We start from the raw sequence: 25,993 nt of genomic DNA, 5'->3' as shown, positions 1-25,993 counted from the left end.
GGTAAAAGAAAAGCACCCCGCGGGGTGCTCGGTTGAATGCCGGTGCTAGGCCACCGCTTTGTAGTCGATGACCCGGAAGTCGCAGGTCTGATCCCAGGTGAGCGGGCTGCCGGATATGCGGTCTTCGATCCCGACCACCAGGCATCGGTACTCGATGCCAGTCAGGTCGGGGTCCACTAAGGTGACGACGTCGCCACGCTCTAGCCGGGCGTCCGGGATGATGCTCACCGCGGAAAGGAACGGTTGGGCGGTAGTGGTGTTTCGGGCGAGGTAGTTGGCGATGGCCTGACATTCGCCGGCGTCCTGCACCCACCAACCGACGTCGTGAGAGAGCGCGGGGGCATCCCATGTCCCGGCGTCTGCGCTGTAAGTGACGTCGGTCCACATAACCTTCCCGTAGGCCCGGATGACCGGGAAGTTCATCCCGCCGAGGTTCGCCTGCCATCCACCGCCACTCACGCTTTGGTGTTCGGTAGGGATCTGGAGGCTGAACTCGTACTCATCCCAGGCTGGTGTACTCACCGCGTAGACGGTGGTGGTCAGCTTGTATGTCCTGTGGTCGATGAACCTCAGCGTGGCACCCACCCATGCGCGTTGGTACCCCTCAGATGAGACGGAGCCGCCCTGCCCCGGTTCCAGATCGTTTTCGAAGAAGTAGTAGACGGCGACATCGGACCCTCGCATGTTGTTGGCATCCGCATAATCGTTGTCGAAACGCGTGTCGACCATGATCCAGTCTTCGTCCGTGTCCGGGTGCAGAAGCTCCTCGAAGATCTCCGTTCCGTCAGCGTTGACTTTGCTGTAGCTGCTGCGCCAGACCTCGTGCAGGGGGTACTTGGATTGCATGATGGCCTCAGGGCTGCGGCTGGTGACAGTGACGACGGACGACACCGCGGCGAAGTCTTCCTCCCAGGGAAGGGAGAGCAGGTTGTCCTTAGAGGTGAGTGTGGCAACGGGGGCGGCGCCGGTGAGACGGAGTCGGTTGACCCAGTGCAGCGCCCCGTCCCCGTCGATCCACAGGCCTGCCAGTTCGGCTGTGGCCTGCGCTTCGAGCAGGGACCGTGCCGTCTCATCCTGAATGGGAGGAGAGGCCGCAAGAGTGCCGTTGTACGTGGACGGGGTGATGAATGCACTGCGCGTGTACCCGACGGACGCCCACGCCGTGCTCGGGAAGGCGACCTGTGCGCCGCCGATCAGGGCGCCGGCGGCTGTGGAAGCCACCCGCACCTCGGCCATGGCAGAGTTCGTGGCGGTTGGCTTGCCTGTGCTGCCCGTGGCTTCCCGACCCACGGCATCCCGGAGCGTGTACTGCAGCGTGGATCCGCTGGGTAGAACCCGCAGCGTGAAGACGTGCCCGTCAGCGTATGGCAACTCGCAGACCGTGACGCCATCCCGGGTGCCGCAGACCTTGCCGGACCGGAATTCCAACCCGATCTCGGCACCAGCCCATCCGGCTTCGACCACCGAACGGGCATCGGGGCGCCCCGGGGCCATAGCGGTAATCTCCATCGGCCGGTCCAGTGTGGTGGTGCCGGACGGCTTGTAGATCAGCAGGGTGTCACTGGCTCCGAGGCCCCACGGTGTTTCCTGCCAGATGGCGTTGGCGTTGTTACGGTCGGTGTAGCGCAACCCGGTGACGAGAGTGCCGCGCTCCGGCCATGCGCTCCCCATAAGCGGGGCCGAGAATACACAGCCGTTGGCCATGCCCGGGGTGGAGTTGAAGGACCCGGCCCGGGCTGCCTTGTCTGTGAAGAACGTGGGGTACAGGCCCACGCCACGCCATGTCCCGCCGTCGGTCAACGGAGGCATGTTGTTCAGCAGAGGAGGAAGGTTCACGGTGCGGGAGAGCCTGGCAATGGGATCGACCAGCTCAGACTCAGTGGAACCCTGAGGGTCTCCGTTGCCGCTGAGTACCGAGCCGGTCAGTTGCCGCACCAGCAGATCGCCGGATTCTGTGCGGTAGCCGGTGGAGATGTCCACCTTGTCTCGAACTGCCGGCGGCCAACTGTTGGTCCGATTGAATCCGGTGGCCCGGGCTGTCTCCACGTCCGTGCGTGACGACCAGTCCACCTTGCCAGTCGCCTGCGTTAAGCCACCCACCCGGGCGACCTGTGCATGCAGCGTGGAGGGCAGGGAACGGGAGATGGTCACCCCGTCCACATCGCGGGCGGCGCCCTTGTGGGTGACCCGAACTATTGGTTCCAGAACATCTGTGCTGGATGGCCAGCCCGGAACATCACGCATTGCCTACCTCTTCCAAAGTGAAGTTCAAACTGAGACGGCGCAGTAGCGCTTTCTCCCGTGAGGCAAGGAGCACCGCTTTCGACAGGCCGCGGGCAACAACCTTCGGTACGCCCTCGCCCACCACCCACGGCGCCATATCCCGCGTCCACGTAAATGCCGGGAGGGCTGCGACCTTCGCACCCGTGACCCGGACACGAACGTCCGCAGAGCCGGGCGGCGGCGTGGCGGTCACGGAACCGCGCCGGGGCGGTTCCGCCATGGTGGCCTGAACCCTGTTGGTGATGGTGTCCAACGTGGTGCCGGCGGCATCACGGAAGATCAGGGACAGGGAGAACTCCGTGTCTCCGGCACCCCAGATTGAAGCCGTCACCGGCACGCCCAGGACAACGGGCATGGCTGGCAGGTAGAACGCGGTTCCGGCGGTGTTCGCAATGGAATACCGGGGCATGGTTCCGTCTGCCAGAAGTAGAGGTCCGCCCGCCATCCCTGTACCCGTCCATGTTCCGGGTGCCAGCGTGGACACCTGCGGGGTGAACATATTGGTGACCTGCGCCCAGGGACCGATATACAACCACGGCGGCGGACCATACAAGCCAGCCAGCAGCCCCGTGAGGTGGCCGATGTGACCGGGCCCGGCTGCGTTGATGTCAACCTGCCAGGACCGGGGCGCGGTCGAACTCAGTTGAGCTTTCTGCACCCCGGCCAGCGTGGTCTTGAACCTCGCGTTGTCCGCCGCTTCGATCTGTTCGCCAGACATCTTCTCGAACCCGATCAGGTTCCCAAGGGGCCCTAAGTACGTGGTCACCTATGCTCCTTGCTTTGCCGTTTGTTCAGCCCGGCGGTGTGCCGTGATGAGTTCGCGCCCGTTTAGTGTGGCGACGAATGGGCGGTCGGCTGCGGCCGCTACGGCCTGCAGCAGTGCCCGGTCCTCCGGATGGAGGCTCACAGTTGACGGGATTGCCCCTGTGCCGCCGACACCGTAGGTAGGCGCCGGTGCCGCGTACTCCCGCCCGAAGGAAGCACCCGAAAGGGTGCCCTTCGGGAAGGACCCGGCATTGATGGCCGCCAGTTCCTTGTCGTAACGATCGGAGCTGTTCGGGTTGATGACCCACTCAGTGCCTTCCAGCCCCAGCGGCTTTCCATCCACCATGGCCAGGACGTTGTCCTTACCGACGTTCGCGGACCGTTGCCCCGGCACCCGCCCCCCGGTTGGGAACCCCGGGATCTCGTCCACGCGGCCACCGGTGGCCTGACCTGCCAGCACGCCATATCCCGCCGAGCCCGGCCCGCTGGGGGCGGGCGCGTTCTCGCCGGTGCGGATGGTGTGGATGATGTTGTTCAGGACTTCGTTGCGGACAAACGTCGCGGTGGCAGTTACGTTGCGCCCGTCGATGGCGTTCAGCTCACCGGTTAGGCGCTGCGCCTCGGCCCGGGCGTAAGCATCCATGTAGGACGTAACGCTGGCACCCTTTGGGATTTTCAGGATCTGCGCCGTGGTTTCGTCCGCCTCATTCCGCGCTGCCGATTCCATGAAGGAGGCGACTGCGACATCCGGCGGGATACCCTCTGCTGCTGCCCTGGTACGTATCGCTTCAATGAACGCCTCGTCGGCCATCCACGAGTCGATGGTCACCTGGTCCGGCACGTCCTCAGCCGAAGCCTTGGTAGCGCCGGCCGTATTGAACGCGGCCTCATCCATGGAAGTCTGAATCTGGATGTGCTGGGGGATTTCCTCCACTGCGGTGCCCAAGTTGCCGGATAAACGCAGTGCTTCCTCATCCATCCAAGTTTCAATGGACACGTCCCGGGGGATCTTCAAAGCCTCCCGAGTGAGCGCGATGGCGGCTTCCTCGCTCAGACCCAGGCCCATGTTTGCGGCCACGCCAGCATCGTAGGTGTCGTGCAGCTGCTGGTTTATATCTGCCGCAGACTTGGACAGGTCCCCGCTGAACGTTTGGGCTACACCCAGCCCTTCCTTGATAATGTCCTGGAATACCGCGTTGGCCGAGGCGCCAGAGTCGGTCATCAGGTTGAAGTCCGTGCCGGTAGCGTTGATAGCGCTGCCCAGTTCGGCCTGGCTGTTGACGACTTCGGCCACCTGTCCGTCAAGGCCGCGCAGAGTCTGCTCCCATCCGAACGCTGCGTCCCTGCTGGACATGGTGGCCAGCCCGGCGGCGAACAGGGCGTCCGCAAACTTCTCCAGGCTGGTAATGGTGCCGTCCGTGGACAGGCCGATCTCCTCCATGGCCTCAACAAATTCTTCAGAGGCTGCAGCTGCGGCCTCTTCGGATGCTGTCATGCCGTCGGTGGCCACTGCGGCGCCGTCCGTGGCCGCCGCGGCGTCCTGCATGACGGCCGGGATTTCGCCCATCGCCCATTTGAGGATGTCTTGCTCGGACACGGTTTCGCCCGCGGCTGATGCTAACTCCCGCAGCGATTCGATATAGACGGGGAAGGCATCCCTCGTCTCTTCGAGGGAGTACCCCGACTTCGCGGCACTCTCGGCGATGGATTTGAAGCCCGCGGATGCCTGCTCAAAATTGCCGGAACTGACGGCGCCCGCGAGGGTTTGATCCATTGTGGAGAAGGTCGCAAGCAGCTTGGCAGTGTCGTTGTCCACGTTCAAAACTGTGGCGCCGAAGGAGGAGATAGACCCGTAGACTCCGGGGTTTTTTAGCTTCTCCAATGCCTCGCCGACGTTGTTGACGTCTGCCAGAATGCGGCCGGTGTCGTCGGATTTCAGGCCAGCGAACACGTCATCAAGAGAGCCGGAGTTCTTTTTGAGCCCGAGCAGCGCTTGTGTGAGTTCACCCGTCGAGACAGCAGCTGGCTGGGCAGCATTGTGCAGTGCTGTCACGGCGGCGACAGCAGCCATAACGACTGAGGCGATGCCCATCGCTTTACCGAGCGTTTTCATCTTTCCACCGAGGTTTCCGCCGGAAACGCCAAGAGTCTTGAATGCACCCACCACATCCATGACCCGAGGGAAGAGCACAAGGAACCCGCCTGCAAGCAGGGCAGAGACGCCGACCATGCCGCCGAGCACGGTGAGTGCACCCTGCACCGGGGCAGGCAGGTCCCCAAAGAAGCCGGCCAGATCGCTGACGCCGTCGGCAATACCGGCGATGACCGGCAGCAGCACGGCGCCGGCGCTGATGGCCGCGTCCTTGATGTTGTTCCATGCGATCCGCACCTTGCTGTCGGCGGTGTCGTACCGTTTCGTAGCCTCCTCGATCAGGGCAGTGTTTTCGGACCACGCCTTGGAGCCAAGGGCCAGGGAGTCAGCGAGCAGGGTTCCGGAGTTGGCCAGGGAAAGCATGACCTGAATTTCTTCGGTGCCCTTGATGCCGAGGTCCTTCATTACCTCGACGACGTTGCCGCCATCCTGATTCACCCTGTTGAGCCCCTGCGCGACCATATCCAGCGCCTTGACCGGGGACTCGCTGTAGGCCTTGGAGAATTCGTCCGCGCTGACACCGGCTGCCTTCGCAAAGCTGCCTAGTGTCTCGCCGCCTTCCTTCACGGCGGTGAACATTTTCAGTAGGACACGTGTGGTGACGCCACCACCGAGCTCAGCCCGGATACCCATGGAGGCAAGGGTGTTGGACAGGGCCAGGACTTCGACCTCTGTCGCACCAACGGTGGCACCGGCGCCGGCGATGCGCTGGGCCATGGAGAGAATTTCCTTCTCCGTGGAGGCGCCGTCGTTACCGAGCGCCACGAGTGCGGAGCCGAACCGGGCCACGCCCTGAGCGCCTTCACGGGACATGGTGCCCATAACGTTGCTGATCTGGGCGATGTCCGTGGCAGCTTCCTCAGCGGTCAGGTTCGTAGAGACACCGAGGTCCACCATGGTCTTGGTGAAGCCGAGAACGTCCTTCCGTGCCACACCGAGCTGGCCGGCAGCCTCAGCCACCCCGGCAATCTCGGCATGGGTAATGGGCAGCGTTTTCGCCAGTCCGCGGAGGCCATCTTCCAGTTCCGCCATCTGCTCCGGTGAGCCATCCACAGTCTTGGTGACGCCCGCCCAAGCGGACTGCCAGTCCATGGCGGCCTTCGCCGTCGCGCCGAGCACAGCGACGGTGGATACTCCGAAAGCCGTGAGAGTTCCGCCGGCCTTGTCCCATGCGTCCCGGTTCTTCTCGGCAGAGTCCGCCAGCCGGTCCAGCCCGCTGGTGGCCTTGCCTGCGCTGTCTCCGGCTTCTTCCGCCGCGTGTGCGGTCAGGTAGACGGCATCAGAGAACTGGCCCATGCCCTGCGCTGCAGCCTGCGAGGAGCTGAGTACCTTGCCATTGGCGTCCGTCAGCTGCCCACTGGCGTTGTACTGCAGGCCGAGAGCCTTGGCGGAATTCTGGGCAGCTGCCGCTTCCTCCGCCAGCGCTGCGGCAGACCGCTTGGTCGACTGACTGGACTTGTCCGCGCTGCCGGCGGCCTTGTCCTGTGCCTGCGCAGCCTGGTCTACGCTCCGGCCTGCTTTGTCCTGAGCCTGGGCTAGCTGGTCGGTGGACTGCTTCGCTTTGCCGAAGTCGGAGATGTAGGAGCCGACCCGTGCCTGCAGTTCGACGATGACGGAACGAGTGGTCATGTGTGCCTCCAAAGGTGCTGTGGGAAACGCATGGCCTTAGTCGTCGGGGTCCTCCGACTCGGCGCCCCGGGTGTAAATCACGTTGAGAATTTCGCCCGCTGCGGGCGTGTAGTTGTCATTGCCCTGCCGGTCTTTGCTTTCCCGGTCGATCACGGCCTGCACTTGGCAGACGCTGACCTTGTCGGGGATTTCGAACCAACCGTCGTTTTCGGGGTCGCGGCAGATGACCATGGGCCACCCGCAGGAGCAGATGCCGTCGAGGTAGATGGTGTAGGCCACCTCGAGGAGACGGTCTTTGTGCTCATCCTCGAATCCGAGGTATTCCGACGGCGCCCGCCCGGTCCGGGTCGCCGTCTTGAGGGCGGCGACTATTCCTTGGTGCTCTCGCGTCCAGAGCGCTTGAGCAAAAAATCTGCGTCCACGGTGGGCAGCCCGGAGGTGGCCTGCCGGTAGGCGTTGAACAGGGCTTCGATCTGGGCGTCACCAATCTGTGCGGCCAGCTTGAGGACGTCGCCGTACGACATGCTGACCGGCGTCCGCTCCTTACCTGGCTTGCGCAGGGCGGCAATGGATGCCGCCAGGATGCGGATGACGAAGTCTTCGTCCGGCTGTTTGGACGCCTCGTGCGCCTTGCGGATGGCGGTGCGTTCCCCGGGAGTGAGCGCTTTGACGTAGACGGTGACCTTGGAATCGACGAACTGCTGCAGCAGCTCTGCCAGCTCCTCCTCGTTGGCGCTTACGGCTTCGTCGCCGAGGGATGCCTCGGGGTCGGCGGCGCGGTCGTCTTCTTCGATCTGGCGCTGCAGCCGGTTGATCTCGCTAACCAGCGAGTTGCGCGTGAAGACGTCAGCGGATTCCTCCGGACGGTTGGCGTCGCCGAACCAGTCAGAGAAGTTGAAAGCGTTGGGATCGAGTTTCTTGGTCATGGGGTTTCAGGCTCCAAAGTTGGTGGGTTTCAGGCTCGGTACTGCGTGGTGCGGTCGGCCCCCGGAGCCTGAATTCACAGGGGCCGACCAGTTCGTGGGGTTACGCTGCGGCGCCACCGACAACGCCGTTGGTCCATGCGTCCTGGACTTCCAGCGGGACCACACGCTTGATGTAGCCGCCCATGTCGGACGGCTTCTGCGGGTTGTCGGTGACGACCTCGTAGCCGTCCACCTCATCCCCGGCAGCGAAGTCCGCGGTGGACTTCTTCGAGGTCTGCCGCTCGTACAGGTAGAGGGTGGTGCCCTTTTCCTTGAGCAGCTGGTAGACCTCGTCCTCGGTCTTGTGCGCCTGGTTGGTGGTCTCGTCGAAGTACCGGAACGGAGTGACGGATCCGGCGTAGTTGGAAGCGCCGATTGCGTTGGCGTTGCCTTCCTTGCACAGCTCCTTCTCCGCGATCCGGTCCGACGTCGTCGGCCCGAGCGCGTAGTCGCTGGACAGGATGCGGCAGCTGATGTCCACGCCCGCGGTCAGCTCCGCGATGGTCGGCGCGTACGGGTTGGCAGGCTTGGTGGAGAGGGCTACGACTTTGACGCGGCCGTCTGCGAGTGACTTGGGCATTTATGCCTCCTTGGATTCCTCCGGCTTGGCCGGTTCCTGGATGGTGGTGGCCGGAGCGGCCTGCCCGCGTTTGGCGGGAGTGTGGGGTTCGGTGACGGGGACGCCGGCAGTGGGCTGCACGGGCTCGGTCACGGTGGCGCGGTCGGCGCGTTTGCGGCTGGACGGGACCTCTTTGAGGTGGTCGAAGCTGTCCAAATGAGCGCGGGGCACACGGTGGGGGAGGATTTCGTCGGTGCGGGTGTCTCTGACGCGGATCCAGTCGTTGGCCATGGGGCCTCCTAGGTGGTGTCGAGCCGCCACGGTGCGGGCAGCATGAAGCGGGCCGGGGTGATGGTGGTGTCCCTGATGGGGGTCTCCTGCTTGAAGCCGTCCGGGTTCGGCAGCAGGTAGTGGGTGCCGAGCGGCAGGTTGGTGAGTGTCCGGCGGACGGTCTGCGCGACGTTGACGCAGATATCTGGGTTGGCGCCCACTGACGTGGTCTGCACGTCCCAGCGGAGGCCGCCCATATCCACCCGGGCAGAGAGGTCACGTTCGGGGATTTCGTCGCCGACGCCGCCGTAGAAGACGACGTAGGGCAGGATGAACTGCGAGCCGTCCACCGGGACCTTTTCCGGCACGTACCCGTCGTAGACGGTGATGCCTCGGATGGTGCGGAGTGCAGCTATGACAGCGGCGCGCAACGGCAAGGCGTCAGCCACGCAGGCCCTCCTCAGCGATCTGGGCCAGCGCCTGCTCGAACGGGCCGGCGTTGCGGTCCGCGGCCGGGCCCATGAAGGGCTGGGCCGGCGCACGGGAGGTTCCCATTTCGAGGAACACGCCATAGTTGGCGGTCGGGCCTATCTCCACGGACAGGTCGCCGGCCTGGCCGACGCTGCGCAGATCGGAGTGGCCGATGGATGCCTTGAGGTTCCCGGTATCCACCGGAGCCAGTTGCTTGGCGTCCTTGACGATGTCCCGGGCGGTCTTGCGTACGACGGTCTGGACGAGCTTCCCGGTGGTGGCCTGGGCTCGGGCAATGTCGGCGCTAAACCGGCGGAGTGCCCCGTTTTCGATTCCCACGGCTGCCTCCTACGGGTTCTGTTGGGTGAGGTTGTCCACGCAGGTGAAGTCCCGCTCCCAGGGGAGGGAGCTGAACTGTTCGTTGGTGATGCGCAGGGTCCGACCGAGGACGACGATGATGTCTCCGCGTTCACCTGAGCGGATCGGCGGGCCATCGACGGGTGCGGTGACGAGGTATTCGCGGGTGTAGACGGGCTGCTCGGCGGCGACGCCGGAGCCTTCCCGGTTCAGGCCCTGCACTCGGACCTTCGTGGACCAGATGGTCTCTGTCGCGTCCCAGCCGTCAGGGACGGGGAACGGGGCGGGGCCTTCGCTGATGCGCGTGAACATGGCGTCCGCGGTCATGGTCGCCTCGGCGGTGGGCTGGTGATGCTCGGCCCAACCCGGCGGGATGACGTTCCAGCCTGGCAGCGGGCTCACCAGCGGGCCTCCGCACCCTCGGGTTTGCCGTACGGGTGGAAGGGGATGACCTCGAACACGTCGCCGGTGTCAGCGGCCTTGGCGTCCTCCGCATCGGCCCGGGCACGCAGCTCAGCGGCGCGCTTCCGCAGGTCCGTGGCAACGGCCGGCCCATCCGTCTGGAGGTCCTGTGTGCGGATCTTGCGGGAGAGCAGCACATCGGAGGTTGCCATGGCGTCCATCGCGTCAGCAGCGGCACGGTAGACGTTCTCCTCGTGGAACCCGAGGTAAGCGTCCACAACCTCATTGCTGAGGAGGAACGCGGACTCATCAAGGTCAGCGATCAGGAGGCGGACACGCCCGACAGGCGTAGAGAAGTCGATGGCCATGGTGCCTCCGGTCGCTATGAAGTTTGGGGGCGGGCCCCGCGCTGGGATTGATTCGCCCTATTGGTCAGCGCGGGGCCCGGGGAGGATCTACTCGCCGGTGGACGCGTAGGTCGCCAGCGGATCCAGGGTGCCGGCGCCGATGATGTGGCGGCCGCGGTAGGTGATCGTGTCGTCTCCGAACGATCCTTCTTCCGGTGCGATGGAGCCGCCGCCGACGCGGTTGCCCGTGTCTGCCTTGACCCGAATGTCCGGCTGTTCCTCGCCGAGCATCTTGGCCACAACCAGTGCGGGGCGTGCCGCGGTGGGTGCGGGCAGGATGTACCAGGTGGCGTCTGCCTTGGTGGAGGTGTTGACCACAGTCAGGTAGTCGGACACCACCGTGTTGAACTTCCCGGCCAGCGGGTTCGGGATGGTTCCGGAACCGCCGGCGGGGTCCGGGATCGTCGGGGCGTTGACGATCTGCTCGGCCTCAAACAGCAGGGCGGCAGGGACGATGATGTTCAGCTTCTGGCCAGCGATGCGGACCGGGTTGCCGTTCTTGTCCTTGCGCTTGCTGATGGCCACGTAGGCAGCCTGAACGTTTTCGCGTGTGAACGGCTTGTTGTCCACGGCGTTGCCGTTCGCAGCCTTGAAGAACTGCGTGTTCGGGCCCGAGGACGACACGAACGCCTCGAAGGCGGCCTTGTCCTCGGTCTCGATGGCACCCTGCGCCAGGTCGGAAGGCAGGCTGCGCAGCTCCCCGATCTCGTCGTTCTTGATGAGCTCGAAGGTCAGCTTGAAGATGTTTCCGAACTTGGCTGCCTTCAGCTCGTACTCGGCGTCGGACTTCTTGCGTTCCTTGTACTCTTCGCCTTCGGCAACCTTGTCCAGGGGGCCGCGGCCGCCGAACAGTTCCTTGTACGTCTTCGGCTTGAAGTTCTTCACCGTCGTCGGCTTGGCGATCTTCGGCCATTCCGGATTGAGGTCTTCGTACTTCGCCAGCATCTCGACGTCGAACGCCTTGCCGAGGTAGATGTTGAAGTCCGAGGTGGTGAGGGCCTCAGCGAGCATGGCCTTCTTGAACGGGTTGCGCCCGGACAGGCCCTCGTTGAACAGCTTCGAGGCTTCCACCGCCTTGCCGAGGAAATCGGCGGAAGGGGTGTTGCGTTTCTCCCAGGCCTCAGCGGCCAGGAGTTCTTCGGTGTTGAGAATCGTCATTGTGGTCCTCCTAGACCTGGGCGTAACCGATGGGGGCCACTTCGACGACTCCGGCCGCGGCGGCCTTTGTTGCGAGGGCGGTGCCGAACAGCACGCCGTCTGCGGCGGTGGCCGAGAGGGTGCGGTCGGACTTGATGTAGACGGGCAGTCCGACTGTGGCGAGAGCGCCGGTGACCGTGAGGTCCCAGCTGCCGTCAAGCCACAGGGTGGATTTGCCATCGGCGTCGCGGTCGATCTGGGCGACGCCGCGGATATTGCCGACGCTGACCGGATCGCCGGCCTTCACGCCGGCGGGAACGGGCAGGCTGATGTGCAGGGCGTGGGGCTTGTTGCCGTTCTTTGCCATGTTTAATTGGCTCCCTTCGGGGTGTAGCCGGATGCCGCGAGGATCTGTTCGCGGGCGGATTCTGTGGTGATGGCCACCGGTGCAGGAGGCGTGGTGTCGCCGACGCCGGTGACGCTTCCGGCGCCGTGGGCGACCTTCCACTCTGCGGCGGATTCTTCGGCCTCAGCCTTGAGCGCTGCGGCGTCGAGCTGGCCGTCGGCGGTGAGCTTGAAGGACTCGGCCAGGCGGGCGGCGGTCTTGGGTGCTTCGACGCCATCGAAAGCCTCGGCGACGATCTTCGCGGCCTCAGCTTTCACGGCGGATTCGCGCAGTGCCTTGTTCTCGGCTTCCAGCGCGGCGGCCCGGCTGGCGTCTGCACGGAGGGCCGACAGCTCGGACTCCTCGATGTTGGTAGTAGCCACGGTGGGCTCCTTCCTGTTTTCGGTTGCCCCAGCCGGGTTCGACGGGGAATCTTTGGGGGCGGTCTCGGCGGCCTGTACGTTGACCGGGTCGTATTCGACGCGGCGGCGGACCTCTTGAGGCTCGCCCTGCAGCGTCACGTTCACGCCGGCAATGGAGTAGGCCTGCTTGTAGGTGCGGCCCTGCTTGTCGAAGTAGACGGCGGCGTCGTCGTAGTCCTGAAGCCACGCGTAGTCGTCCTCGGTGCGGTGGGCGTCGCGGACGGCGGCGCGCAGGTAGGACTCGACGTCGTTGGCTGTGGTCTCGGTGGCTCTGATGGAGCGGTTCTCGATGACCTTTGCCGACTCCAGCACCTCGGCTACACGGCCGCCGCGACCAGCGACGGTCACGAAGTCCACCCGGTTGAAGGGGGAGGGGAGGATCCGTTCAATGGTCTGCCCGTCCTCGGACACCTCCGCTTGGGCGTTGATGGATGCGCCGATGAATTCGTGGAACTCCTCGACGAAGTCCTTCCATGCGCTGCTGATCCGTGTTTCCGCGACGAGCTTGCCGTCCTTGATGTAGGCGTCTTCGAGTGTGACGCCGACAAGGTTTCGGAGGTCGCCGGCGGGGCGGTCGTGGCGCTCCAGCTCGGTGTCGTGGTTGATGTGGGACTGGGTTCCGCGGGGGAATACCTTGTCCTTGGCGGCCTGCTCCAGCACGTCGGGCGAGTAGTAGCCGCTGGAGCCCTGCCCGGGCGTTATGAGTTCGAGCAGGACCTTGCCGGGGCCGGTCTTCATGGGCGCGGTCGTGGATTCGGTGATGCGTTTGGCCATGATGCCTCCCGGCAAGTAGTCACCGACGGGGCGGTGTGTAGGCTGAGCGTGTGGGAATGGATGACAGCAATGAGGGCACTGGCCCGGGCGAGTGCAGCGGCCACCAGTGGGTGCTGCACAGCCTGCAGCTCGTGGTTGGCACGGCGAGCATGGTGACTCAGTGCAGATGGTGCGGGGCTTTGAGCTACGACCAGCCAGGGGCGCGTACTAAGTAGCGAGGCCCCGGAGGTCTCTTACGGGCGTGACGTGCATGGCGTCGCGCCATCCGTCCGTTGTCCGCCTGGTGGAGAGGTCTTCCCACTTGATCGCGCCGGAGTTGAGCAGTTCCAGCCGCTCGGCGCCCATGATCTGGCGCTTGGTGTCGTCGGTGAGTCCGTCGAACCATTCGCGGGAGTCCTGCATGAGGTCCGCGGGTTCCTCGATGTCGAAGCCGAGTTCTTTCCACGTCTTCGTCTTCGGGATCCGTGCGCAGCGGCCTTGATGGTGGTCGATGGGGCCGTCTTCTTCGACGGGATGCAGCTGCCCGTGTTGTGCGATGCATGAAGGGCAGGTCCGTGCATCCAGTGAGGCGCCCCAGATCCAGCCCGTGGTGATGTCCGTGTTGGCCATGTCGGCGGCCTTGCCCGCAGCGCGGTGTGCGTCCAGCATTTCGGTGCGGGCGATGGTCATTGCCCGGGTGAGCCCGCCATTGAACCCCTGCTCAGCCTGCCGGAGCATGCGACGCGCAACGGTGCGCGGGTTGTCACCGACCGCGATGCCCCGGACGAGGTTCCGCTTCATCACAGCGACGGCGTCGTCGGAGAGAGGCAGCAGGCCGGTCGCAATGTTCTGTGTGGTCCGGGCGACGATGGCATCCAGGGCTGCGTCGGACACGCGGGTAAACGTTGGCAGGACGGCAACGCGGTCCGCCGGCGGCAGCTGGGAGAGCGCCACATCAATCTGTGACTGGGCGGCCGCGAGGGCCACGCGCATAACGTCGGCCTGCGTGGTCACCTCGGCGAACTGGGCCAGCTCGTCGAGTCGGTCCACAGCCAGCGACAGGGCTTTGCGCAGCCGGACATTCTTGGCGGCTTGTGAGCCTGTGACTCGCCCGTCCTTCGCCGCAAGCATGAGATCTGCCAGGGCTGCGTCGAACTCGACGGACAGATCATTCCACGCACCCACCCATGCACTGATGAGGGCTAGGTCAAGGTCTGCTAGGACCTGATCCACTTCCTGTCGCCGTGCCGACAGGAGGGCCATCGTCTGCGAGGTGATCGCCATCCGTGTCCTCCAGATCCTCGATGAGTTCGAACTCGGCGGCCGTGTGGCGGCCCCACTTACCTTGGACAACTACGCGCCGGGTCACCGGGTCCACCTGTCCCAGATACCCAGCAAGGTGAAGACCCCCACGCCGAACAGGGCACCGAAGGCCACCAAACCGACGTACGCCAATAGCAGGGTCACCGTGCCGCCTCCTTGTTCTCGCCGCGGCGGAAATCCTGCACAGCCTGGTCGCCAGCATTGGCTTCGGGATCCACCCAGTTGCCGTCGTCGTCGGTCATGTCGTCGAGGATTTCGTCCACGTCGCGCACGCCAAGAGCGCGCAGCATGAGGCGCAGGGTGACGAGCGGGGGCATCTTGCCGGTGCCGTCCGCGTCCACAAGCGCCTTCATGATCGTCTCGACGGGCATCTCGTTGATATCCGGCCATTCGAAGTCGATGGTCCGGTCAGTGTCGCCGGCCAGCTGCACGGTGAGCGTGTTCTGCTCCCGGGTCACGGTGCCCTTGAGCGGGCCCCGCGGTGCGATGACGGCCTGGTCGATAACGTAACCGAGGATGGCGCGCAGTGCTTCGGTCCACAGTTCCTGCCGGCCCTTGAATTCAAGCATGGTGGGCTGGTTCAGAGTCTCGGCAACGGCGCGGGCACCGGTCTGGCCCGGGTCGGCCATCAGCGTGGTGACGGGCACGCCGAGCGCGGCGGCGGCCATGGTGGCTACCGGGCGTCCGGATTCGGAGTCGATGGTCGCACCCGTCTTGGGCACGGCCTCGATCTTCTGCTCGCCCATATTCACCATGGATCCCGCGGGTGCCGCCTGCAGCGCTGCGCGGGACTGCTGGGAGAGCGGCGTCTTGGACTTCGACATCTGGAAGGCGATGCGGGAGAGGGCTTTGACGAGCAGGACCCAGTCTTCGAGGAACTCCTTGTAGGCGCGTGCCCAGGGGAGCGCAGCGTAGGCGTCGCCGATGCCGAACTTCCAGCCGTCGAGGCCGTTGTCCTGCAGGTGGTAGACGGGGGAGTCCCATCTGATCTCGTACCGGTTCTGCCCGTCGGTGTACCACTTCGTGCGGGTCAGCGGCCGCCACCGGATGTCCGGGTAGTAGGCCGTGTGCTGCATGTTGTTCTCGGTCCAGTCGCGCCGGTAGAACATGGTGACCATGCGGTCGCCGGGGAGCGTGACCTTGTCCGTGATCTCGTCGAACGGGAGCGTGCGGGCCTGCACCTTGCCGATGAGCGGGTTGGTGAACAGGGCAATGAAGATGTTGCCGTCCGTGCCGATGGAGGTTTCAAGCCGCAGCTTGGCCTGATGCCCGGTAAGCGCGGCACGGTTAGAGTCGTCGTCAAGGAAGGCCTGCACGACGGCGTTCACGTCCTGCGCGCCTTTGTCGCCGTCAGCGCGGGCCGTGATGCCGACGCCCTGACCATGCACATAGGAGGCCCGGATGGCGAGGCCGCGCTTGATGAGCGGGTTGGCGATGGCCATCATGCGGGACAGCTCGGCGGCGCGCTTGAGGCCGTCGCGGGTGAACTCTTGGGCGAACTGCCCGGTGAGCTTCTCCCAGCCCATGTCTTCCATGGCCAGCTGCATCTGTGCCATCGACTCGATGGCCCGCTCTGCTTGGTGCCGAGCCGTGGCAAGCTCGCCGGTCTCAGGCGTGGCAGCTTCTTGGAGTCCGAAGAACTGGGCGATCTTACCCATGCGGGCCTCCTTTGATTGGAACTACAGCCCGTGGTCTTCGGGCGGGGACTTGAGTGGGACGGTGACGGTGCGCTTGACGAACTTTTTCGCGCCGGGGATCGGCACCTTGCGGCGCTCACCGTTCGGCAGCACCTCGAAGACGAACGCCGTGACGGTCAGCTGGCTGCCCTCCATGATCAGAGGAAACGCCGCGGCGACGTCGCGCTCATTCAGACCGTTGGCCCGGAGGAACGCGATCAGCGGCGGGTGCGGCAGCCGGTAATCCTCGGGATGGATCAAGCGTTCAGTCACGGCAGGCTCCTTAGTAGGGCGAGATGCTCCACCCGTGGGCGTTCTGGAATTCGTACTCGTCCGGTTCAATGACGTCGCTCATGGCCGCGGTGAGCGGCATGAGCAGGAGCCTGTTCACGGCCTGCGACATGGCGTCGATGGTGTCGTCGTGCGCGCTGTTCGGGAAGTTCTTCGCTTCCTCGATCAGCTCCTCAACACCCGGGAGCAGATCTGCGGTGGGCAGGTGCACGTTCCCTGACTCCACCAGCGGCGAGACGGCGGAAGCGCGGGCGTACTTGCTGCCTTCCGGCTCAATGGGGATGAGTCCCACCATCTGCGAGCTGAGCGCGTTCATTACTGCCGGTCCGTTGGCCTTATCCTCGACGAACTTGGCGACGGCCTGTGGCCACTTCGCGGACATGTCTTTGATGGCCTGGCAGGTGGCAGTGAAGTTCAGGCGGGCCCGCACCTGATCGAGCAGGTAAGCGTTGACGCCGACGCGCAGCCAGACTTGGCCGACGACGTAGTCACTGCTCTTGGTGTCCTTGAACGCGAGGTCCCAGGACTGCACCAGTTCGTGGTCATCGCGGCCAATACCGGGCACCATGTGCGCGCCGTCGGGCTGCACAGTCCAAAGCGGGGCACTGTAGCGGGTCCACTCCGCGGGGAACACGCCGCCCTCGTCGGGGGAGGGCCGGCCTTGGTAGAGGCTGGCCCATGTCCGTGCACCGGAGGCGATCTTGCGTTTGGCCCACTGGGTGAGTGTGCGGCGCCGTGCGGACTCCATGAACTCGCCGGGCGTGCGGCCGAGCGGGTCCGTCTCGCCCTTCTCTGGGCGGTGGTCCGCTTCGGCGGGGATGTTGATGACCTTCCAGTCCTTGCCGTCCTCAGCTGCGAGGAGGCGGCCTGCGAGGTCGTCGGCGTGCCAGCGGGTCAGAATCAGGATGACGGGCGCACCGGGTGCGAGGCGGGTCAGTGCGGTATCCGTCCACCAGTCCCAGGCGCGTTCCCGGTACGTGTCGGAGTCGGCCTGCTCGCGGTCCTTGATGGGGTCATCAATGATGAGCAGGTCCACGGGGCGGCCGGTGAGTGCACCGCCGATGCCTGCCGTGTAGACGCCGCCTTCGTGCCCTTCGAGCGCCCATTCGTGCTGGGCGGCGAGGTCGGCGCGGACGGTGAGGTCCAGTTCCTTGCCGTGCGTGGTGATGTCGTCACGGATGGCGCGGCCCCAGCGGCGGGCCACGTTGGACTCGTAGGAGGCGATGGCGATACGCAGCTCATTGTTCTGCGTGAGGCACCAGAGCGGGAAACGGCGGGATGCGCGCTGAGATTTGCCTTCCTGAGGGGGCATGCTGATGATCAGCCGGGAATCGGGAGTGTTGAAGGCTTCGACCAGGGCGGCGTCGATCAGGTCCAGTGCGGGAGTCTGCACGGTCTTTGGGTCCAGCGCCTTGGCCATGTCGCCGGGAGTGTGCCACTTGGGCGGTGCCGGCGGCTCGAACATGCGGGCCGCTGCTTCCCACATGCTCACGGCCAATGGCATCTCCTTGGTGTTAGAGGTCCGCCTCGATGTAGGCGTGACCGTCGGGCGTTGTTGTGACGCCCTTCGCCGGGTTAGCGCAGTCGCAGCCTTCGACCCAGACAGGTGCCGACTGGTCAGGCAGCGCAGAGAGCGCCTTGATCAGCTCTTCAACGGTCATGGCATCCTCGGAAGTTGGTTGACGGCTACTCACTCACCCCGCGGGAGTGTGGGTGGGTCGGGGGTTTTCGCCGTCAAGTGTGTGGGGGCTGGCGCGCAGGTCGCGTTCATTGCAAGGGCAGAAAGACCCACGATCAGGGGACCCTCGAACGGCCTTCACCGGAAGTGTGACTTCCGTGGGCCGGTGTTGACGCGCCAGCGCCAAGAATGGGGGAGGCCCCGCGGTCATGGGGGAACCGGCGGGGCCTCGTGTGTGCGGGGAACTGGTGGTCTCAGAGCCAGAACTCGCACTATGGAATAAACGTACGTGACAGTTTTCAGATTGTCAACTAATAGGCAATGGTATCTTGCCTGTCAGGCCACGAACTGCGCACGCTTGTACCCGGCGGCCTTCGTTGCAGCCCACAGAGTGCGCACGTCGGCGACGAGGTACTGATTCCGGCGGGTGGCCACGTCGCAGGCGTAGAGGTTCAGCTTCTGCCGGCGCACCCATTGCCGGATGGTGGCCTGGGGGAGGGCTTCCCGCGTGACCGGGTCGGAGAGCATGCGGCTTATCTGTGCTGCGGTGCCGTGCTGGTATTCGGCGGCGGTGAGTGCGCGTTCCCGCCAATCACTTACATCCCATTCCTGACCGCAGGTACGGCAGCGGGCCACTGGTCGACCGGCAAGGGCGTAGAGCGGCTGGTCGCACACCCATCCATCCCTTTCGGTGGGGCACATGCCGGCGAATACCTTCTCACCGGCCCGGTCTGTGGCGTGGTTGCAGGCGTTGAGTGCGTCCCTGAGTTCCTGCAGCAGGTCCGCGGCCCAGTCTTGACGACGCAGGGTTCGGAGCTGCCCGACGAGCCAGCCAGCCAGCGCGGGTGCGGTGCCGTGCGGTGTCGTCCCGGGCATGAGTGCCACCCAACCGCGCAGGACGGTCAGCAGCTGGTCGCCTTTGTCGAGTGCGTCCAGGTTTGCGGGTTCGCTGCCGGAGGCTTCCCCGCCCATGCCGCCGACGCTGCCGGCGCCGACGTCGAGCTTGCACGCGCTGACGTAGATGTTCTGCCATGCGTCGGGGACCTCGCGCAGGGCTTCCTCGAGCAGGGTGGTGTGGTCGTGGCAGAGGGTGATGCCGCCGGAGAGGGGCACGCTGCAGGATGTGGCTGTGCAGGGACTCATGCCGGCACCCGCCCTGTAGTCGCTGCGCTTGCCGTGATTCCCTGCTCTGTCATGCTTCCCCTAAGTCCATCGCCCGATACCTCCCATTCTATCAACTGTCAAGCCATCCATCGTCAACTATCAGGCCATATTCCGGGCTTTATTCAGCGGCCAAAGCGCGCAGTTCGCGGGGGACGACGGTCTGCACGAGCGCCCACTGGTCGGTGGTGAGGTTGAGGGCTTCGAGGATGCCGCGGATGACCCGGGCTACCAGTTCACCTTGGGACTCGGCAAGGCGTACCTTGCGCTCCTCGATGCCTGCTTTGAGTGCGGCGGTGGTGACCTTGACCAGGTGCTCCCGCTCCCGCAGGTACAGCTGGTACCAGACGGAGGGTTCGGCCTTCTCGGTGATCTTGTCGATGGGGCCTTCGGGGCCGACGCCTTCCTCGTGGGAGACTTTGCCCCACGCCAGCTGGTCCTCTTCGAGTTCACCCACCTTCCCGCGGAGCCACTGCACGTGCGCCCAAGTGACTGATATTTCCTCGAGCAACGCTTTGCCCGGATCCACATCCTGGTATTTGTCGGTGATGCCTAGGGTTCTGACGGCTTTCTCCATGTTCCTGGTCGCTTCCTGTTCGGCCAGCCGGCGCTCGGCTGCCTTCTTCGCCTGAGGCGACTTCCCGCCGTGTCGGGCACAACGGCGCTGCCCCTTCATCGGGGCAGCGCCACACGGGTCACCGTTGCGCTTCTTGGCGCCGCAGCTGGTCATGTCCCTCACTAAATAAAGATCGCAATTGGGATGACCCGAATAATGGGAGGCTGAAGGTATAGCTTGAAGCTCGTGTCAAACTGGTCGCTCTTATCTGCGTCCTTCAAGCTGTCCTGCAGCATGGATAGCGCCGGCTGCTTGATTCTGTTGAGTACCTTATTGCGACTCAGAATGGATTGGCGCGTGTAGGAGATCTCGCTGACCTTGCCCAGTACGCGAAAATTCCCATCGAGGATCCGATCTCTGTCCTGGCCAAGGAAGTGCTCGGTGTCGCAGATGGTTACTGCGGTGAGAGGACGGCCCGAGTCTGACCCTATGACCCTGCCGAAATACTCGCTGGTGGTCTCATTCCTGAAGTCGTGCCGTATGGCGGCTACGGTCGCAACCGCTATTTCTGCCCAAGAGATTGCTTCCTGCTCTACTTTCGCCATGTAGGTCTGACGATCCTCGAAATCACCGGAGTCGAAGTCGAGGTTCTTTAGGGCTTTCTCCCGGTGAAGTTTTTTTGTGATAGCTGCGACGAGTTCAGGAGCGGCAAGATCGAGCAGGCTGTTGATTTCGTTCGGCTCGAAGGAGGCGGAAAACTCGACAAAGCTACCGGCGGCCAAACCATCGAGTGAGTTTCGATCAGTCATCTTGGTGACTAATGAAAGCTCTTGCAACTTTTGACGGACGTTGTGCAGGTAATTGGCTTGTGTGTATCGGGATTGAAGGCTGGTTTTATCCTCAGACCGAGTATCGTCCTTGTTTCCCAATTTTAGATCGCCGGTTCCGCCTGCCTTCACCCCGACGGGGATGACGGGCAGCCGGACCTCAGCACCAAAAGTGGCGGCGACGTTGCCCTCAGTGGCCTGTTCTCGAATGCTCTCGTTCAGTGTGTCGCGTAGCTGCTCGATGGGCAATCCGATATTGAAGAGCTGCTGCAGCAGGGCCGAGACATATTCTGTATTTTGGTAGATGACAAGGCTGAACAGATCCGATTGGGTCGATACTTCAGTTGCTGATTCTTTGATCGGTTTAGACTTCATCAATGCACCTTATCGGACGAGGGCGACCTTTTCGGCCCTAACCTCCGGTCGCCTCGGACGTTCGCGGACCCGGATCGCAGGGACTTTCAAACGTCCATCCGTCGATTAAGCGTCCGGCCATAGCTTCCACCTTCAGGAACTCGCTCAGTCACGGCGCCCAGTCTTTCTGGTAGTCCGGGTGGTCGGAGTAGACGGTGGCCATGGCCCTGAACATCACGTAGGCCTCGCGGGTGCCGCTGTAGGTGCCGATGAGCCAGCGCTTGAACGCGCACTCGGCAAGGACGCGGGCGGGTTCGACGGTGAGGACTTCGTTCATGGCTCCTACGTCGGCGTATTCGTACCCGCCGGCGCGCTCGTATTCGGAGGGGTATGCGACTGTCGCTTCGTCTTCGGCGATTCGTGCGAGCAGGAACTCTGTGATGGTCATGCCGCTCATCGTAGTCACGGTATTCTCCTTGGCGTCGGTCACGCTGCCACCTCCTGCGCTAGGCTCGGCGCATGGATAACTTGGGGGCAACAGGATCCAACCGCCGGGGATGGGGCTTCATCGCTGCAGGTCTCCTGATGATGCTTGTCGCCGTCGTGATCGCGCTCCTGGCTATCGGCTCCGGCAGCTCGGTGAGCCCCTATGCTGGCGGCACGGTTCTGGTCGGCTTCGTGTTGCTCGTGGTTGGCCTGCGCCGCAGGGCCCTCGGGATCATGGACTCCCGCTAACCGTTCCGGCGGCGTCCACCCGTCAGCGACAAGCGCGGCGGCCGCATCCTTGGCGACGTCGCACCCGTCCGCCAGCTTCGGGGACACCATGACGGTGACAAGCGCGCCCATCAGCACGCCCGTCGTAGACTCAGGCCCATGAATCGGGAAATAGTGCTGGGCGACTTGTGGGGAATCCAAGAAGGCGTATGGGTGCAGTTATGGTCAGGCACGGTTGGGGCTTTTTTGGCAGCTGGAGTCGCCGTCTTCGTCTTGGCCTGGTCCAACCGGCACCAGCAGAAGCTCATGGACCGGCAAATAACCGAGCAACGCCGTGAGGCGGCCTTATCCCGGGAGAGCGCAGCCACTGCGGGGTTGGTCGATGCAGCGAACGGTTTTTTGATTGCGGCGGACTCCGGTAGGGATGAGATCCAAGCGCAAGTACTGGCGTTCCGATCAGCTTCCTTCCGTTGGCAGATGGAACTAGATGACCTCAACTTGGTTATTGACTTGATCGGGTGGGCTAATGTCTTTTCCTCCATCGCAACGGGGAAGCACACGGAGAACCTGCAGTTTGGGGAGAGCGAGCGAAGTAAGGAATGGGCAGGGGAGTTGACGGGGGCAATTGCTACCGTATTCGCCTTTAGTCTGAGTTGGTATCGGATGCCGGATGAACGCGAGGACGCAATCAAGACACTTAAAGAGTCGAGGAAGAAGATTGAGAAGCGAATCGCAGACCTCTCGCCTGCATCGCAGTAACGCCGTATCTCGTGCCCGGGATGCGCCGCGATGACCTCGGCCATTCCCGCGCTCATCGGGTGGCCTCGACAATCTCGGCTACCCGGTATTCCCAGTCGACCTGGTTCGTTTTCGCGCCGACCGTCCACTCGTCGGCTTTGGCTTGAGCCTCAGTATGAGTCGAGTAGCTGGACCCCGTGACCATGCCGCCATCCCGTCCGACGACGACGTAGCCGAGGATGACCTGCTTGCGGTAACCCTTGCCAAGCAGTCCGTCTGCGATGCTCTGGGCGTAGGGGCGATGCTGGTCTGGCGCGTCCGTCCAGTCTTGGTGGAGTTCGCCTTCCGGGATGCTGCTGTTGTCGGCCAGGAAGATGTCGAGGGCCAGCTCGTCGCGCTGGGTGGTGTTGCTATCGTTGCTCATGTCGAACTTTCTTGGTCATTGTTCGGCCACGGCCCCGGGGTGTTGCTAGCACCCGCGGGGCCTCTTGCATGCCCGTACAGTCTATCAACTAGTGGTCCATAAGGCATCAACTGTCAGGCAATATCTCGGTCACGGTTAGGACCACTTTTGCGGTATCGGCCCGGCCGCCGTCGGTGATGAACGGGCCGGTGACCTGGTCGTTGTTGTCGTCGGCCACCAGCCCGTAATCGACGAGTCCATCCACCACGGCTTTCAGGGTCGGGTAGAGGTTCATTGCGTCGTACCGGTTTGCCGTCGTCTGGTGGGTCAGTGCCTCGATCCGGACCCGCGTCAGCCCTTTGGGGAGCTTGGCCTGCCGGGCGTACACATGCGCTGCCTGCCGCCAGGACTTCGTGAGCTTCGCCTTCGGCGCCCAATGGAGCCGGTCATTGGAGTTCAACCACTTCGCGGGCGCTGGAATGGTCAGGGTGATCGTCATGTGGATTCGCTTTCAGAAAAGGGTTGTGGGCGGGTGGGAGCCGTTGGGCATGTAGTCCTCGGGCTCCAGGTCCCAGCATTCGTTGGTGCGGAGGTCGAGCACGGTGTCGTGGCCGCAGTGCCGGCAACGTGATGCATGCAAGTCGCGAGATGGGCGGTTGGCCCAGCCGGTAACGCGGGTGCCGGTACTGGTGTCACGGTCGTCCAACGCCCCGCATCGATCGCATGCCACGTGGTCCACCGGCAAGTGCAGGGTGAGGGTGGTTCGGCCCTTGTCCCATTCGGACCAGATGACCGGTTCCCCGTCCCAAGAGACGGGCAGATCAGCCCTGCTGTGGATCAGCCGCAAGTCTCTCGCCAATTCGATCCTGCTTTCGGTGTGAGTTTGGTGAGTTTGATGTGTTCCCGCGGGACGCTGTGCGCCCCTGTGTGGGGTCGGTTTGGGCTGGGGTGGGGAATCATCCCAACCGAGGGTCGATGGCCTGTCAGGCGTGGGTGTATCGACTGACAGGCCACAGTGCGGGCATGGGTCACGGTGCAGGGTTCACGACTGGGCCTCCGGGGTGGTGCTTGGGGTCTGGTCTGGACCGCTTACGGTTACCCCTACGGGGAGGGTCGCTTTCGCGGCTCGATATTGGCCAATTCCCCAGACGATGGCTTGCAGTGACCAGAGGTAGTGCGAGGAGTAATCCTCCCAGTTCGTCTCCCACAGGTCGTTGTACCGGAAACCATGCGTGTTGAAGTTCTCCAGGGCTGCGCGGGCTGCTGGCTCGTAGCGGTATTCGCCGTCATTCAGTACGTGCCAGCAGAGGTCCTGCCAGATGTCCTTGGCTTCGGCTGGGGTGTAGTCGGTGCGGCGGTCCCAGAAGTCCTGAAGGATCCAGGCCTTGCAGCTATCCTCGTCGTGCGCGCGGTAGCCGGCGTTCTTGTCGATGGATTCCAGCTTTTCGCCCCAGTAGTGCGGGTTGATGCTCCAGCTCCGGACTTTGAAGAAGGTGAACATGTCTTCTTCGCGGGCGAAGGTGTAGGTGCCGTGGCCGCCGGCGATGGTCAGGCGGCCCGGCCAGGTCATGATGTGGAACGGCTCGTTGAAGCCCTGCTCCCGTGGCTTATCGAAGCGGATGTGTCGGTACACGCCGTCGTCGTGCAGGATCGTCATCAGGAATTTACTGCCCCCTGCCATGAAACTCCTGTGGCTGGCTGCGTATGGGTCCTCGTGGTTGATGCTCATGCTGTGGTCTCGCTTTCTGGTGTGTAGTGCTTGCCGATGTGGGTGATGGGCCGTTGCCCGACTTTGGTGTCTGCGATGCAGGACCGGCAGTTGTGGGCTGGTTCGGTGTCGTGGTCCTCGCAGGGTGGTCCCGCTGGCGCTTGGGCTCCGATGTTCGGGGTGGTGGTGTCCCAGTGGCTGCCGGTCATGAAAATGACGTTGGGGAATTTCTTGGCCGGATTCCTGGCGACTTTCACAGCTGCTTCGACCAGTGCGGGGAATGGTGCGAAGGTTTGGTTCTCGAAGAACAGGGTCATCATCGAGTTGATTTGCCACTCTGGTCGGATCTGGTTGAGCAGGTTGGCCAGCAGCGAGGCCTGGATTCTTGTGAGAGGAATTTCAGCAGGCAACCGTCCGGCTCCTCACGCGTAATGTCCTCAACGATTGCTTGCTTGTCTCCCCAGATTCTTGAAAAGCCAACCACCCCCAGAAGGTGAGTTCTAAGTACTTGGTCTTGGTCTTGGTCTTGGGCATTGTTCCCGACGCGTTCCGAACGCGTTCTGTCCCACGGGACAACATGCGGGACATTAGTGTTCCTGCTCCGTTCCATTCCTGTTCTGCCGCCATGCCGCTTTCCGTTCCCTGGCCTTGGCTTTGTCGATCTCGACCTGCTTCTTCGTGCGCTGGTATTCATCCCAGGAGAGGAACCTGTAGCCCTCCTCGTCGTCCACCCAGAACCCGGCCTTGATGAGTTTCTGGGCCAGCTGCTTACCCTTCGGCCAAGAGTCCACATACCAGGCCGGCACGACCCCATCCGTGAGGTAGTCCGTGCAGTACGTACCGCAGACCAACCACAAGCCCATGGCCTCCAGGCCGGCCTTCCGCGGCTTCGGGTGAGAATGCATTTTGTCGTCAGCGTTAAACCACGCCATTGACCGTTTCCTTCCTATAAAGTTGCTTGGTGCAACGCATACTCCAGTGCCCCGAGGGCGGCCCAATTACCTGTTCAATACAAGAGCTAATTGATGAGGTGAGCACAAATCCTGGGATCTTCCAATGGTCAGCAGATATCGCTATCCCACTCGTTGCAGCATTGGCCTCAATTGGCGTGCTCGTTTGGTCGGTAAAGACGGCCCGATCAGCGCGTGACCAAGCGGAAGCCACCGAACAGGCGCGGCTTGACGCTGAGGCAGAACGCTCAAACGTCGAGCATGAGGGTGCGATGCGGAAGGCATACGCGGCGATCTTCAAATCCATCAGTGTGCTCAGTGCGAGACTAGGGGAAGCTGCCCCACCCAATGCCTTGTTCATTATTAGCGATCGTTCAGATTTTGACGTTCTGGCCGACATTGCAGTCGCAAGGTTGGAGGCACGAACACCAGACGAAGTTCGCTTGATTGATCGAATTAGAAAGCTAATTCTTGAAACCCGAGATATGTTCCGTCCGCTCCGCGGTTGGGTTGTGACTGAGGTTTGGCATCTGGTTATCCTCTGGCACGACAGCGACGAAGAGTTTCGAAATAGCGTGATTCTCCCGCGGTTCGATGAACTGGCAAAGATGACGCCGCAATCCTCCGTGCCCGAATGGGCGGGAATAGAATAGGCGG

The 25,993-nt window shown here is 63.5% G+C and carries 31 protein-coding genes and 1 pseudogene; 3 read left to right on the top strand and 29 right to left on the bottom strand.

What is annotated here, in order from left to right; all coding sequences use genetic code 11:
• Nucleotides 1–45 precede the first annotated feature (45 nt).
• The 24 genes and pseudogenes from ACIQXM_RS02040 to ACIQXM_RS01925 all read right to left on the bottom strand — a co-directional run bounded on the left by ACIQXM_RS02040 (nt 46) and on the right by ACIQXM_RS01925 (nt 21,280).
• Nucleotides 46–2,244 carry a hypothetical protein gene (locus tag ACIQXM_RS02040; RefSeq protein WP_400926844.1) on the bottom strand — a complete coding sequence of 733 codons (2,199 nt, stop codon included), beginning with the start codon at nt 2,242–2,244 and terminating at the stop codon, nt 46–48.
• The gene (locus ACIQXM_RS02035; RefSeq protein WP_400926841.1) at nt 2,237–3,049 is read right to left on the bottom strand and encodes a hypothetical protein; all 813 of its coding nucleotides are present in this window, start codon (nt 3,047–3,049) and stop codon (nt 2,237–2,239) included. Before ACIQXM_RS02035 ends, ACIQXM_RS02040 begins: the two co-directional genes overlap by 8 nt.
• Complete coding sequence (locus tag ACIQXM_RS02030; RefSeq protein WP_400926838.1) at nt 3,050–6,829, bottom strand: phage tail tape measure protein; 3,780 nt, start codon at nt 6,827–6,829, stop codon at nt 3,050–3,052.
• 36 nt (nt 6,830–6,865) lie between these two features.
• A complete protein-coding gene (locus tag ACIQXM_RS02025; protein WP_400926835.1) occupies nt 6,866–7,108 on the bottom strand; it encodes a hypothetical protein in 243 nt (80 codons plus the stop codon).
• Nucleotides 7,109–7,197: 89 nt separating this feature from the next.
• On the bottom strand, nt 7,198–7,755 hold the full coding sequence (locus ACIQXM_RS02020) for a hypothetical protein (RefSeq protein WP_400926832.1): 558 nt from the start codon (nt 7,753–7,755) through the stop codon (nt 7,198–7,200).
• A 100-nt stretch (nt 7,756–7,855) separates the two neighbouring features.
• Nucleotides 7,856–8,374, bottom strand: a complete 519-nt coding sequence (locus ACIQXM_RS02015) for a hypothetical protein (RefSeq protein ID WP_400926829.1) — start codon at nt 8,372–8,374, stop codon at nt 7,856–7,858.
• Nucleotides 8,375–8,644, bottom strand: coding sequence for a hypothetical protein (locus ACIQXM_RS02010; protein WP_400926826.1), 270 nt, complete (start codon nt 8,642–8,644; stop codon nt 8,375–8,377).
• Between the two features lie 8 nt (nt 8,645–8,652).
• Nucleotides 8,653–9,072, bottom strand: a complete 420-nt coding sequence (locus ACIQXM_RS02005) for a hypothetical protein (RefSeq protein WP_400926823.1) — start codon at nt 9,070–9,072, stop codon at nt 8,653–8,655.
• The gene (locus ACIQXM_RS02000) at nt 9,065–9,433 is read right to left on the bottom strand and encodes an HK97-gp10 family putative phage morphogenesis protein (RefSeq protein ID WP_400926820.1); all 369 of its coding nucleotides are present in this window, start codon (nt 9,431–9,433) and stop codon (nt 9,065–9,067) included. The genes ACIQXM_RS02005 and ACIQXM_RS02000 overlap by 8 nt, the downstream gene beginning before the upstream one ends.
• 9 nt (nt 9,434–9,442) lie before the next feature.
• Complete coding sequence (locus ACIQXM_RS01995) at nt 9,443–9,853, bottom strand: DUF6093 family protein (RefSeq protein ID WP_400926817.1); 411 nt, start codon at nt 9,851–9,853, stop codon at nt 9,443–9,445.
• Nucleotides 9,850–10,221: a hypothetical protein gene (locus ACIQXM_RS01990; RefSeq protein ID WP_400926814.1), complete on the bottom strand. Its 372-nt coding sequence runs from the start codon at nt 10,219–10,221 to the stop codon at nt 9,850–9,852. The genes ACIQXM_RS01995 and ACIQXM_RS01990 overlap by 4 nt, the downstream gene beginning before the upstream one ends.
• Before the next feature lie 87 nt (nt 10,222–10,308).
• Entirely contained in the window at nt 10,309–11,418 is a 1,110-nt protein-coding gene (locus ACIQXM_RS01985; protein ID WP_400926811.1) for a hypothetical protein, read from the bottom strand.
• 10 nt (nt 11,419–11,428) lie between these two features.
• Nucleotides 11,429–11,764, bottom strand: a complete 336-nt coding sequence (locus tag ACIQXM_RS01980; protein ID WP_400926808.1) for a DUF2190 family protein — start codon at nt 11,762–11,764, stop codon at nt 11,429–11,431.
• A gap of 2 nt (nt 11,765–11,766) precedes the next feature.
• The gene (locus tag ACIQXM_RS01975; protein WP_400926805.1) at nt 11,767–12,978 is read right to left on the bottom strand and encodes a hypothetical protein; all 1,212 of its coding nucleotides are present in this window, start codon (nt 12,976–12,978) and stop codon (nt 11,767–11,769) included.
• A gap of 207 nt (nt 12,979–13,185) precedes the next feature.
• Nucleotides 13,186–14,241 carry a phage minor head protein gene (locus tag ACIQXM_RS01970; RefSeq protein WP_400926802.1) on the bottom strand — a complete coding sequence of 352 codons (1,056 nt, stop codon included), beginning with the start codon at nt 14,239–14,241 and terminating at the stop codon, nt 13,186–13,188.
• Nucleotides 14,242–14,420: 179 nt separating this feature from the next.
• Complete coding sequence (locus ACIQXM_RS01965; protein WP_400926799.1) at nt 14,421–15,938, bottom strand: hypothetical protein; 1,518 nt, start codon at nt 15,936–15,938, stop codon at nt 14,421–14,423.
• Nucleotides 15,939–15,959: 21 nt separating this feature from the next.
• Nucleotides 15,960–16,229 (bottom strand): hypothetical protein, encoded by a 270-nt coding sequence (locus ACIQXM_RS01960; protein WP_400926796.1) that lies wholly within the window; start codon nt 16,227–16,229, stop codon nt 15,960–15,962.
• Between the two features lie 10 nt (nt 16,230–16,239).
• Nucleotides 16,240–17,733 carry a phage terminase large subunit gene (gene terL, locus ACIQXM_RS01955; protein WP_400927720.1) on the bottom strand — a complete coding sequence of 498 codons (1,494 nt, stop codon included), beginning with the start codon at nt 17,731–17,733 and terminating at the stop codon, nt 16,240–16,242.
• A gap of 28 nt (nt 17,734–17,761) precedes the next feature.
• Entirely contained in the window at nt 17,762–17,908 is a 147-nt protein-coding gene (locus ACIQXM_RS01950; protein WP_400926793.1) for a hypothetical protein, read from the bottom strand.
• A 353-nt stretch (nt 17,909–18,261) separates the two neighbouring features.
• Nucleotides 18,262–19,068, bottom strand: a complete 807-nt coding sequence (locus ACIQXM_RS01945) for a hypothetical protein (protein ID WP_400926790.1) — start codon at nt 19,066–19,068, stop codon at nt 18,262–18,264.
• A gap of 139 nt (nt 19,069–19,207) precedes the next feature.
• The gene (locus tag ACIQXM_RS01940; RefSeq protein ID WP_400927765.1) at nt 19,208–19,663 is read right to left on the bottom strand and encodes a hypothetical protein; all 456 of its coding nucleotides are present in this window, start codon (nt 19,661–19,663) and stop codon (nt 19,208–19,210) included.
• A 57-nt stretch (nt 19,664–19,720) separates the two neighbouring features.
• Nucleotides 19,721–19,816: pseudogene (locus ACIQXM_RS01935) on the bottom strand (HGGxSTG domain-containing protein); the annotation flags it as partial.
• A gap of 8 nt (nt 19,817–19,824) precedes the next feature.
• Entirely contained in the window at nt 19,825–20,844 is a 1,020-nt protein-coding gene (locus ACIQXM_RS01930) for a hypothetical protein (protein ID WP_400926787.1), read from the bottom strand.
• A 148-nt stretch (nt 20,845–20,992) separates the two neighbouring features.
• Nucleotides 20,993–21,280: a DUF6221 family protein gene (locus ACIQXM_RS01925; RefSeq protein ID WP_400927718.1), complete on the bottom strand. Its 288-nt coding sequence runs from the start codon at nt 21,278–21,280 to the stop codon at nt 20,993–20,995.
• A gap of 62 nt (nt 21,281–21,342) precedes the next feature.
• Between ACIQXM_RS01925 and ACIQXM_RS01920 the strand changes: the two genes are divergently transcribed.
• Both ACIQXM_RS01920 and ACIQXM_RS01915 read left to right on the top strand, forming a co-directional pair.
• Nucleotides 21,343–21,558 (top strand): hypothetical protein, encoded by a 216-nt coding sequence (locus ACIQXM_RS01920; RefSeq protein WP_400926784.1) that lies wholly within the window; start codon nt 21,343–21,345, stop codon nt 21,556–21,558.
• A 138-nt stretch (nt 21,559–21,696) separates the two neighbouring features.
• Nucleotides 21,697–22,296, top strand: coding sequence for a hypothetical protein (locus tag ACIQXM_RS01915; RefSeq protein WP_400926781.1), 600 nt, complete (start codon nt 21,697–21,699; stop codon nt 22,294–22,296).
• 52 nt (nt 22,297–22,348) lie between these two features.
• On the opposite strand, the gene ACIQXM_RS01910 is transcribed toward ACIQXM_RS01915, so the two are convergent.
• From ACIQXM_RS01910 to ACIQXM_RS01890, 5 genes are all read right to left on the bottom strand, one after another.
• Complete coding sequence (locus ACIQXM_RS01910) at nt 22,349–22,699, bottom strand: hypothetical protein (RefSeq protein WP_400926779.1); 351 nt, start codon at nt 22,697–22,699, stop codon at nt 22,349–22,351.
• A 106-nt stretch (nt 22,700–22,805) separates the two neighbouring features.
• Complete coding sequence (locus tag ACIQXM_RS01905; RefSeq protein WP_400926776.1) at nt 22,806–23,177, bottom strand: hypothetical protein; 372 nt, start codon at nt 23,175–23,177, stop codon at nt 22,806–22,808.
• Nucleotides 23,178–23,720: 543 nt separating this feature from the next.
• Nucleotides 23,721–24,359 carry a hypothetical protein gene (locus ACIQXM_RS01900; protein ID WP_400926773.1) on the bottom strand — a complete coding sequence of 213 codons (639 nt, stop codon included), beginning with the start codon at nt 24,357–24,359 and terminating at the stop codon, nt 23,721–23,723.
• Nucleotides 24,360–24,403: 44 nt separating this feature from the next.
• Nucleotides 24,404–24,796: a hypothetical protein gene (locus ACIQXM_RS01895; protein ID WP_400926770.1), complete on the bottom strand. Its 393-nt coding sequence runs from the start codon at nt 24,794–24,796 to the stop codon at nt 24,404–24,406.
• A 177-nt stretch (nt 24,797–24,973) separates the two neighbouring features.
• Nucleotides 24,974–25,318 carry a hypothetical protein gene (locus tag ACIQXM_RS01890; RefSeq protein ID WP_400926767.1) on the bottom strand — a complete coding sequence of 115 codons (345 nt, stop codon included), beginning with the start codon at nt 25,316–25,318 and terminating at the stop codon, nt 24,974–24,976.
• Between the two features lie 98 nt (nt 25,319–25,416).
• Here ACIQXM_RS01890 and ACIQXM_RS01885 point away from each other — a divergent pair, with 98 nt between their 5' ends.
• Nucleotides 25,417–25,989 carry a hypothetical protein gene (locus ACIQXM_RS01885; protein ID WP_400926764.1) on the top strand — a complete coding sequence of 191 codons (573 nt, stop codon included), beginning with the start codon at nt 25,417–25,419 and terminating at the stop codon, nt 25,987–25,989.
• The last annotated feature ends 4 nt before the right edge of the window (nt 25,990–25,993 follow it).

It is taken from the genome of Arthrobacter sp. NPDC097144 (genome assembly GCF_044762205.1).
GTDB lineage: Bacteria > Actinomycetota > Actinomycetes > Actinomycetales > Micrococcaceae > Arthrobacter_B.
Note: the sequence above shows the minus strand (reverse complement) of the source record. Positions and strands in the feature narration are given on the sequence as shown.

Bases quoted from the DNA above. Each gene is read 5' to 3' on its own strand.
- ACIQXM_RS01920 (WP_400926784.1), top strand. From the start codon at position 21,343: ATGGATAACTTGGGGGCAACAGGATCCAACCGCCGGGGATGGGGCTTC.
- ACIQXM_RS01945 (WP_400926790.1), bottom strand. From the start codon at position 19,068: ATGAGTCCCTGCACAGCCACATCCTGCAGCGTGCCCCTCTCCGGCGGC.
- ACIQXM_RS01980 (WP_400926808.1), bottom strand. From the start codon at position 11,764: ATGGCAAAGAACGGCAACAAGCCCCACGCCCTGCACATCAGCCTGCCC.
- ACIQXM_RS01925 (WP_400927718.1), bottom strand. From the start codon at position 21,280: ATGAGCGGCATGACCATCACAGAGTTCCTGCTCGCACGAATCGCCGAA.
- ACIQXM_RS01970 (WP_400926802.1), bottom strand. From the start codon at position 14,241: ATGGCGATCACCTCGCAGACGATGGCCCTCCTGTCGGCACGGCGACAG.
- ACIQXM_RS01915 (WP_400926781.1), top strand. From the start codon at position 21,697: ATGAATCGGGAAATAGTGCTGGGCGACTTGTGGGGAATCCAAGAAGGC.
- ACIQXM_RS02010 (WP_400926826.1), bottom strand. From the start codon at position 8,644: ATGGCCAACGACTGGATCCGCGTCAGAGACACCCGCACCGACGAAATC.
- terL (WP_400927720.1), bottom strand. From the start codon at position 17,733: ATGTGGGAAGCAGCGGCCCGCATGTTCGAGCCGCCGGCACCGCCCAAG.
- ACIQXM_RS01905 (WP_400926776.1), bottom strand. From the start codon at position 23,177: ATGACGATCACCCTGACCATTCCAGCGCCCGCGAAGTGGTTGAACTCC.
- ACIQXM_RS02015 (WP_400926829.1), bottom strand. From the start codon at position 8,374: ATGCCCAAGTCACTCGCAGACGGCCGCGTCAAAGTCGTAGCCCTCTCC.
- ACIQXM_RS01940 (WP_400927765.1), bottom strand. From the start codon at position 19,663: ATGGAGAAAGCCGTCAGAACCCTAGGCATCACCGACAAATACCAGGAT.
- ACIQXM_RS01965 (WP_400926799.1), bottom strand. From the start codon at position 15,938: ATGGGTAAGATCGCCCAGTTCTTCGGACTCCAAGAAGCTGCCACGCCT.
- ACIQXM_RS02040 (WP_400926844.1), bottom strand. From the start codon at position 2,244: ATGCGTGATGTTCCGGGCTGGCCATCCAGCACAGATGTTCTGGAACCA.
- ACIQXM_RS01975 (WP_400926805.1), bottom strand. From the start codon at position 12,978: ATGGCCAAACGCATCACCGAATCCACGACCGCGCCCATGAAGACCGGC.
- ACIQXM_RS01890 (WP_400926767.1), bottom strand. From the start codon at position 25,318: ATGGCGTGGTTTAACGCTGACGACAAAATGCATTCTCACCCGAAGCCG.
- ACIQXM_RS01930 (WP_400926787.1), bottom strand. From the start codon at position 20,844: ATGAAGTCTAAACCGATCAAAGAATCAGCAACTGAAGTATCGACCCAA.
- ACIQXM_RS01950 (WP_400926793.1), bottom strand. From the start codon at position 17,908: ATGACCGTTGAAGAGCTGATCAAGGCGCTCTCTGCGCTGCCTGACCAG.
- ACIQXM_RS01985 (WP_400926811.1), bottom strand. From the start codon at position 11,418: ATGACGATTCTCAACACCGAAGAACTCCTGGCCGCTGAGGCCTGGGAG.
- ACIQXM_RS01900 (WP_400926773.1), bottom strand. From the start codon at position 24,359: ATGGCAGGGGGCAGTAAATTCCTGATGACGATCCTGCACGACGACGGC.
- ACIQXM_RS02030 (WP_400926838.1), bottom strand. From the start codon at position 6,829: ATGACCACTCGTTCCGTCATCGTCGAACTGCAGGCACGGGTCGGCTCC.
- ACIQXM_RS02020 (WP_400926832.1), bottom strand. From the start codon at position 7,755: ATGACCAAGAAACTCGATCCCAACGCTTTCAACTTCTCTGACTGGTTC.
- ACIQXM_RS01910 (WP_400926779.1), bottom strand. From the start codon at position 22,699: ATGAGCAACGATAGCAACACCACCCAGCGCGACGAGCTGGCCCTCGAC.
- ACIQXM_RS01990 (WP_400926814.1), bottom strand. From the start codon at position 10,221: ATGGCCATCGACTTCTCTACGCCTGTCGGGCGTGTCCGCCTCCTGATC.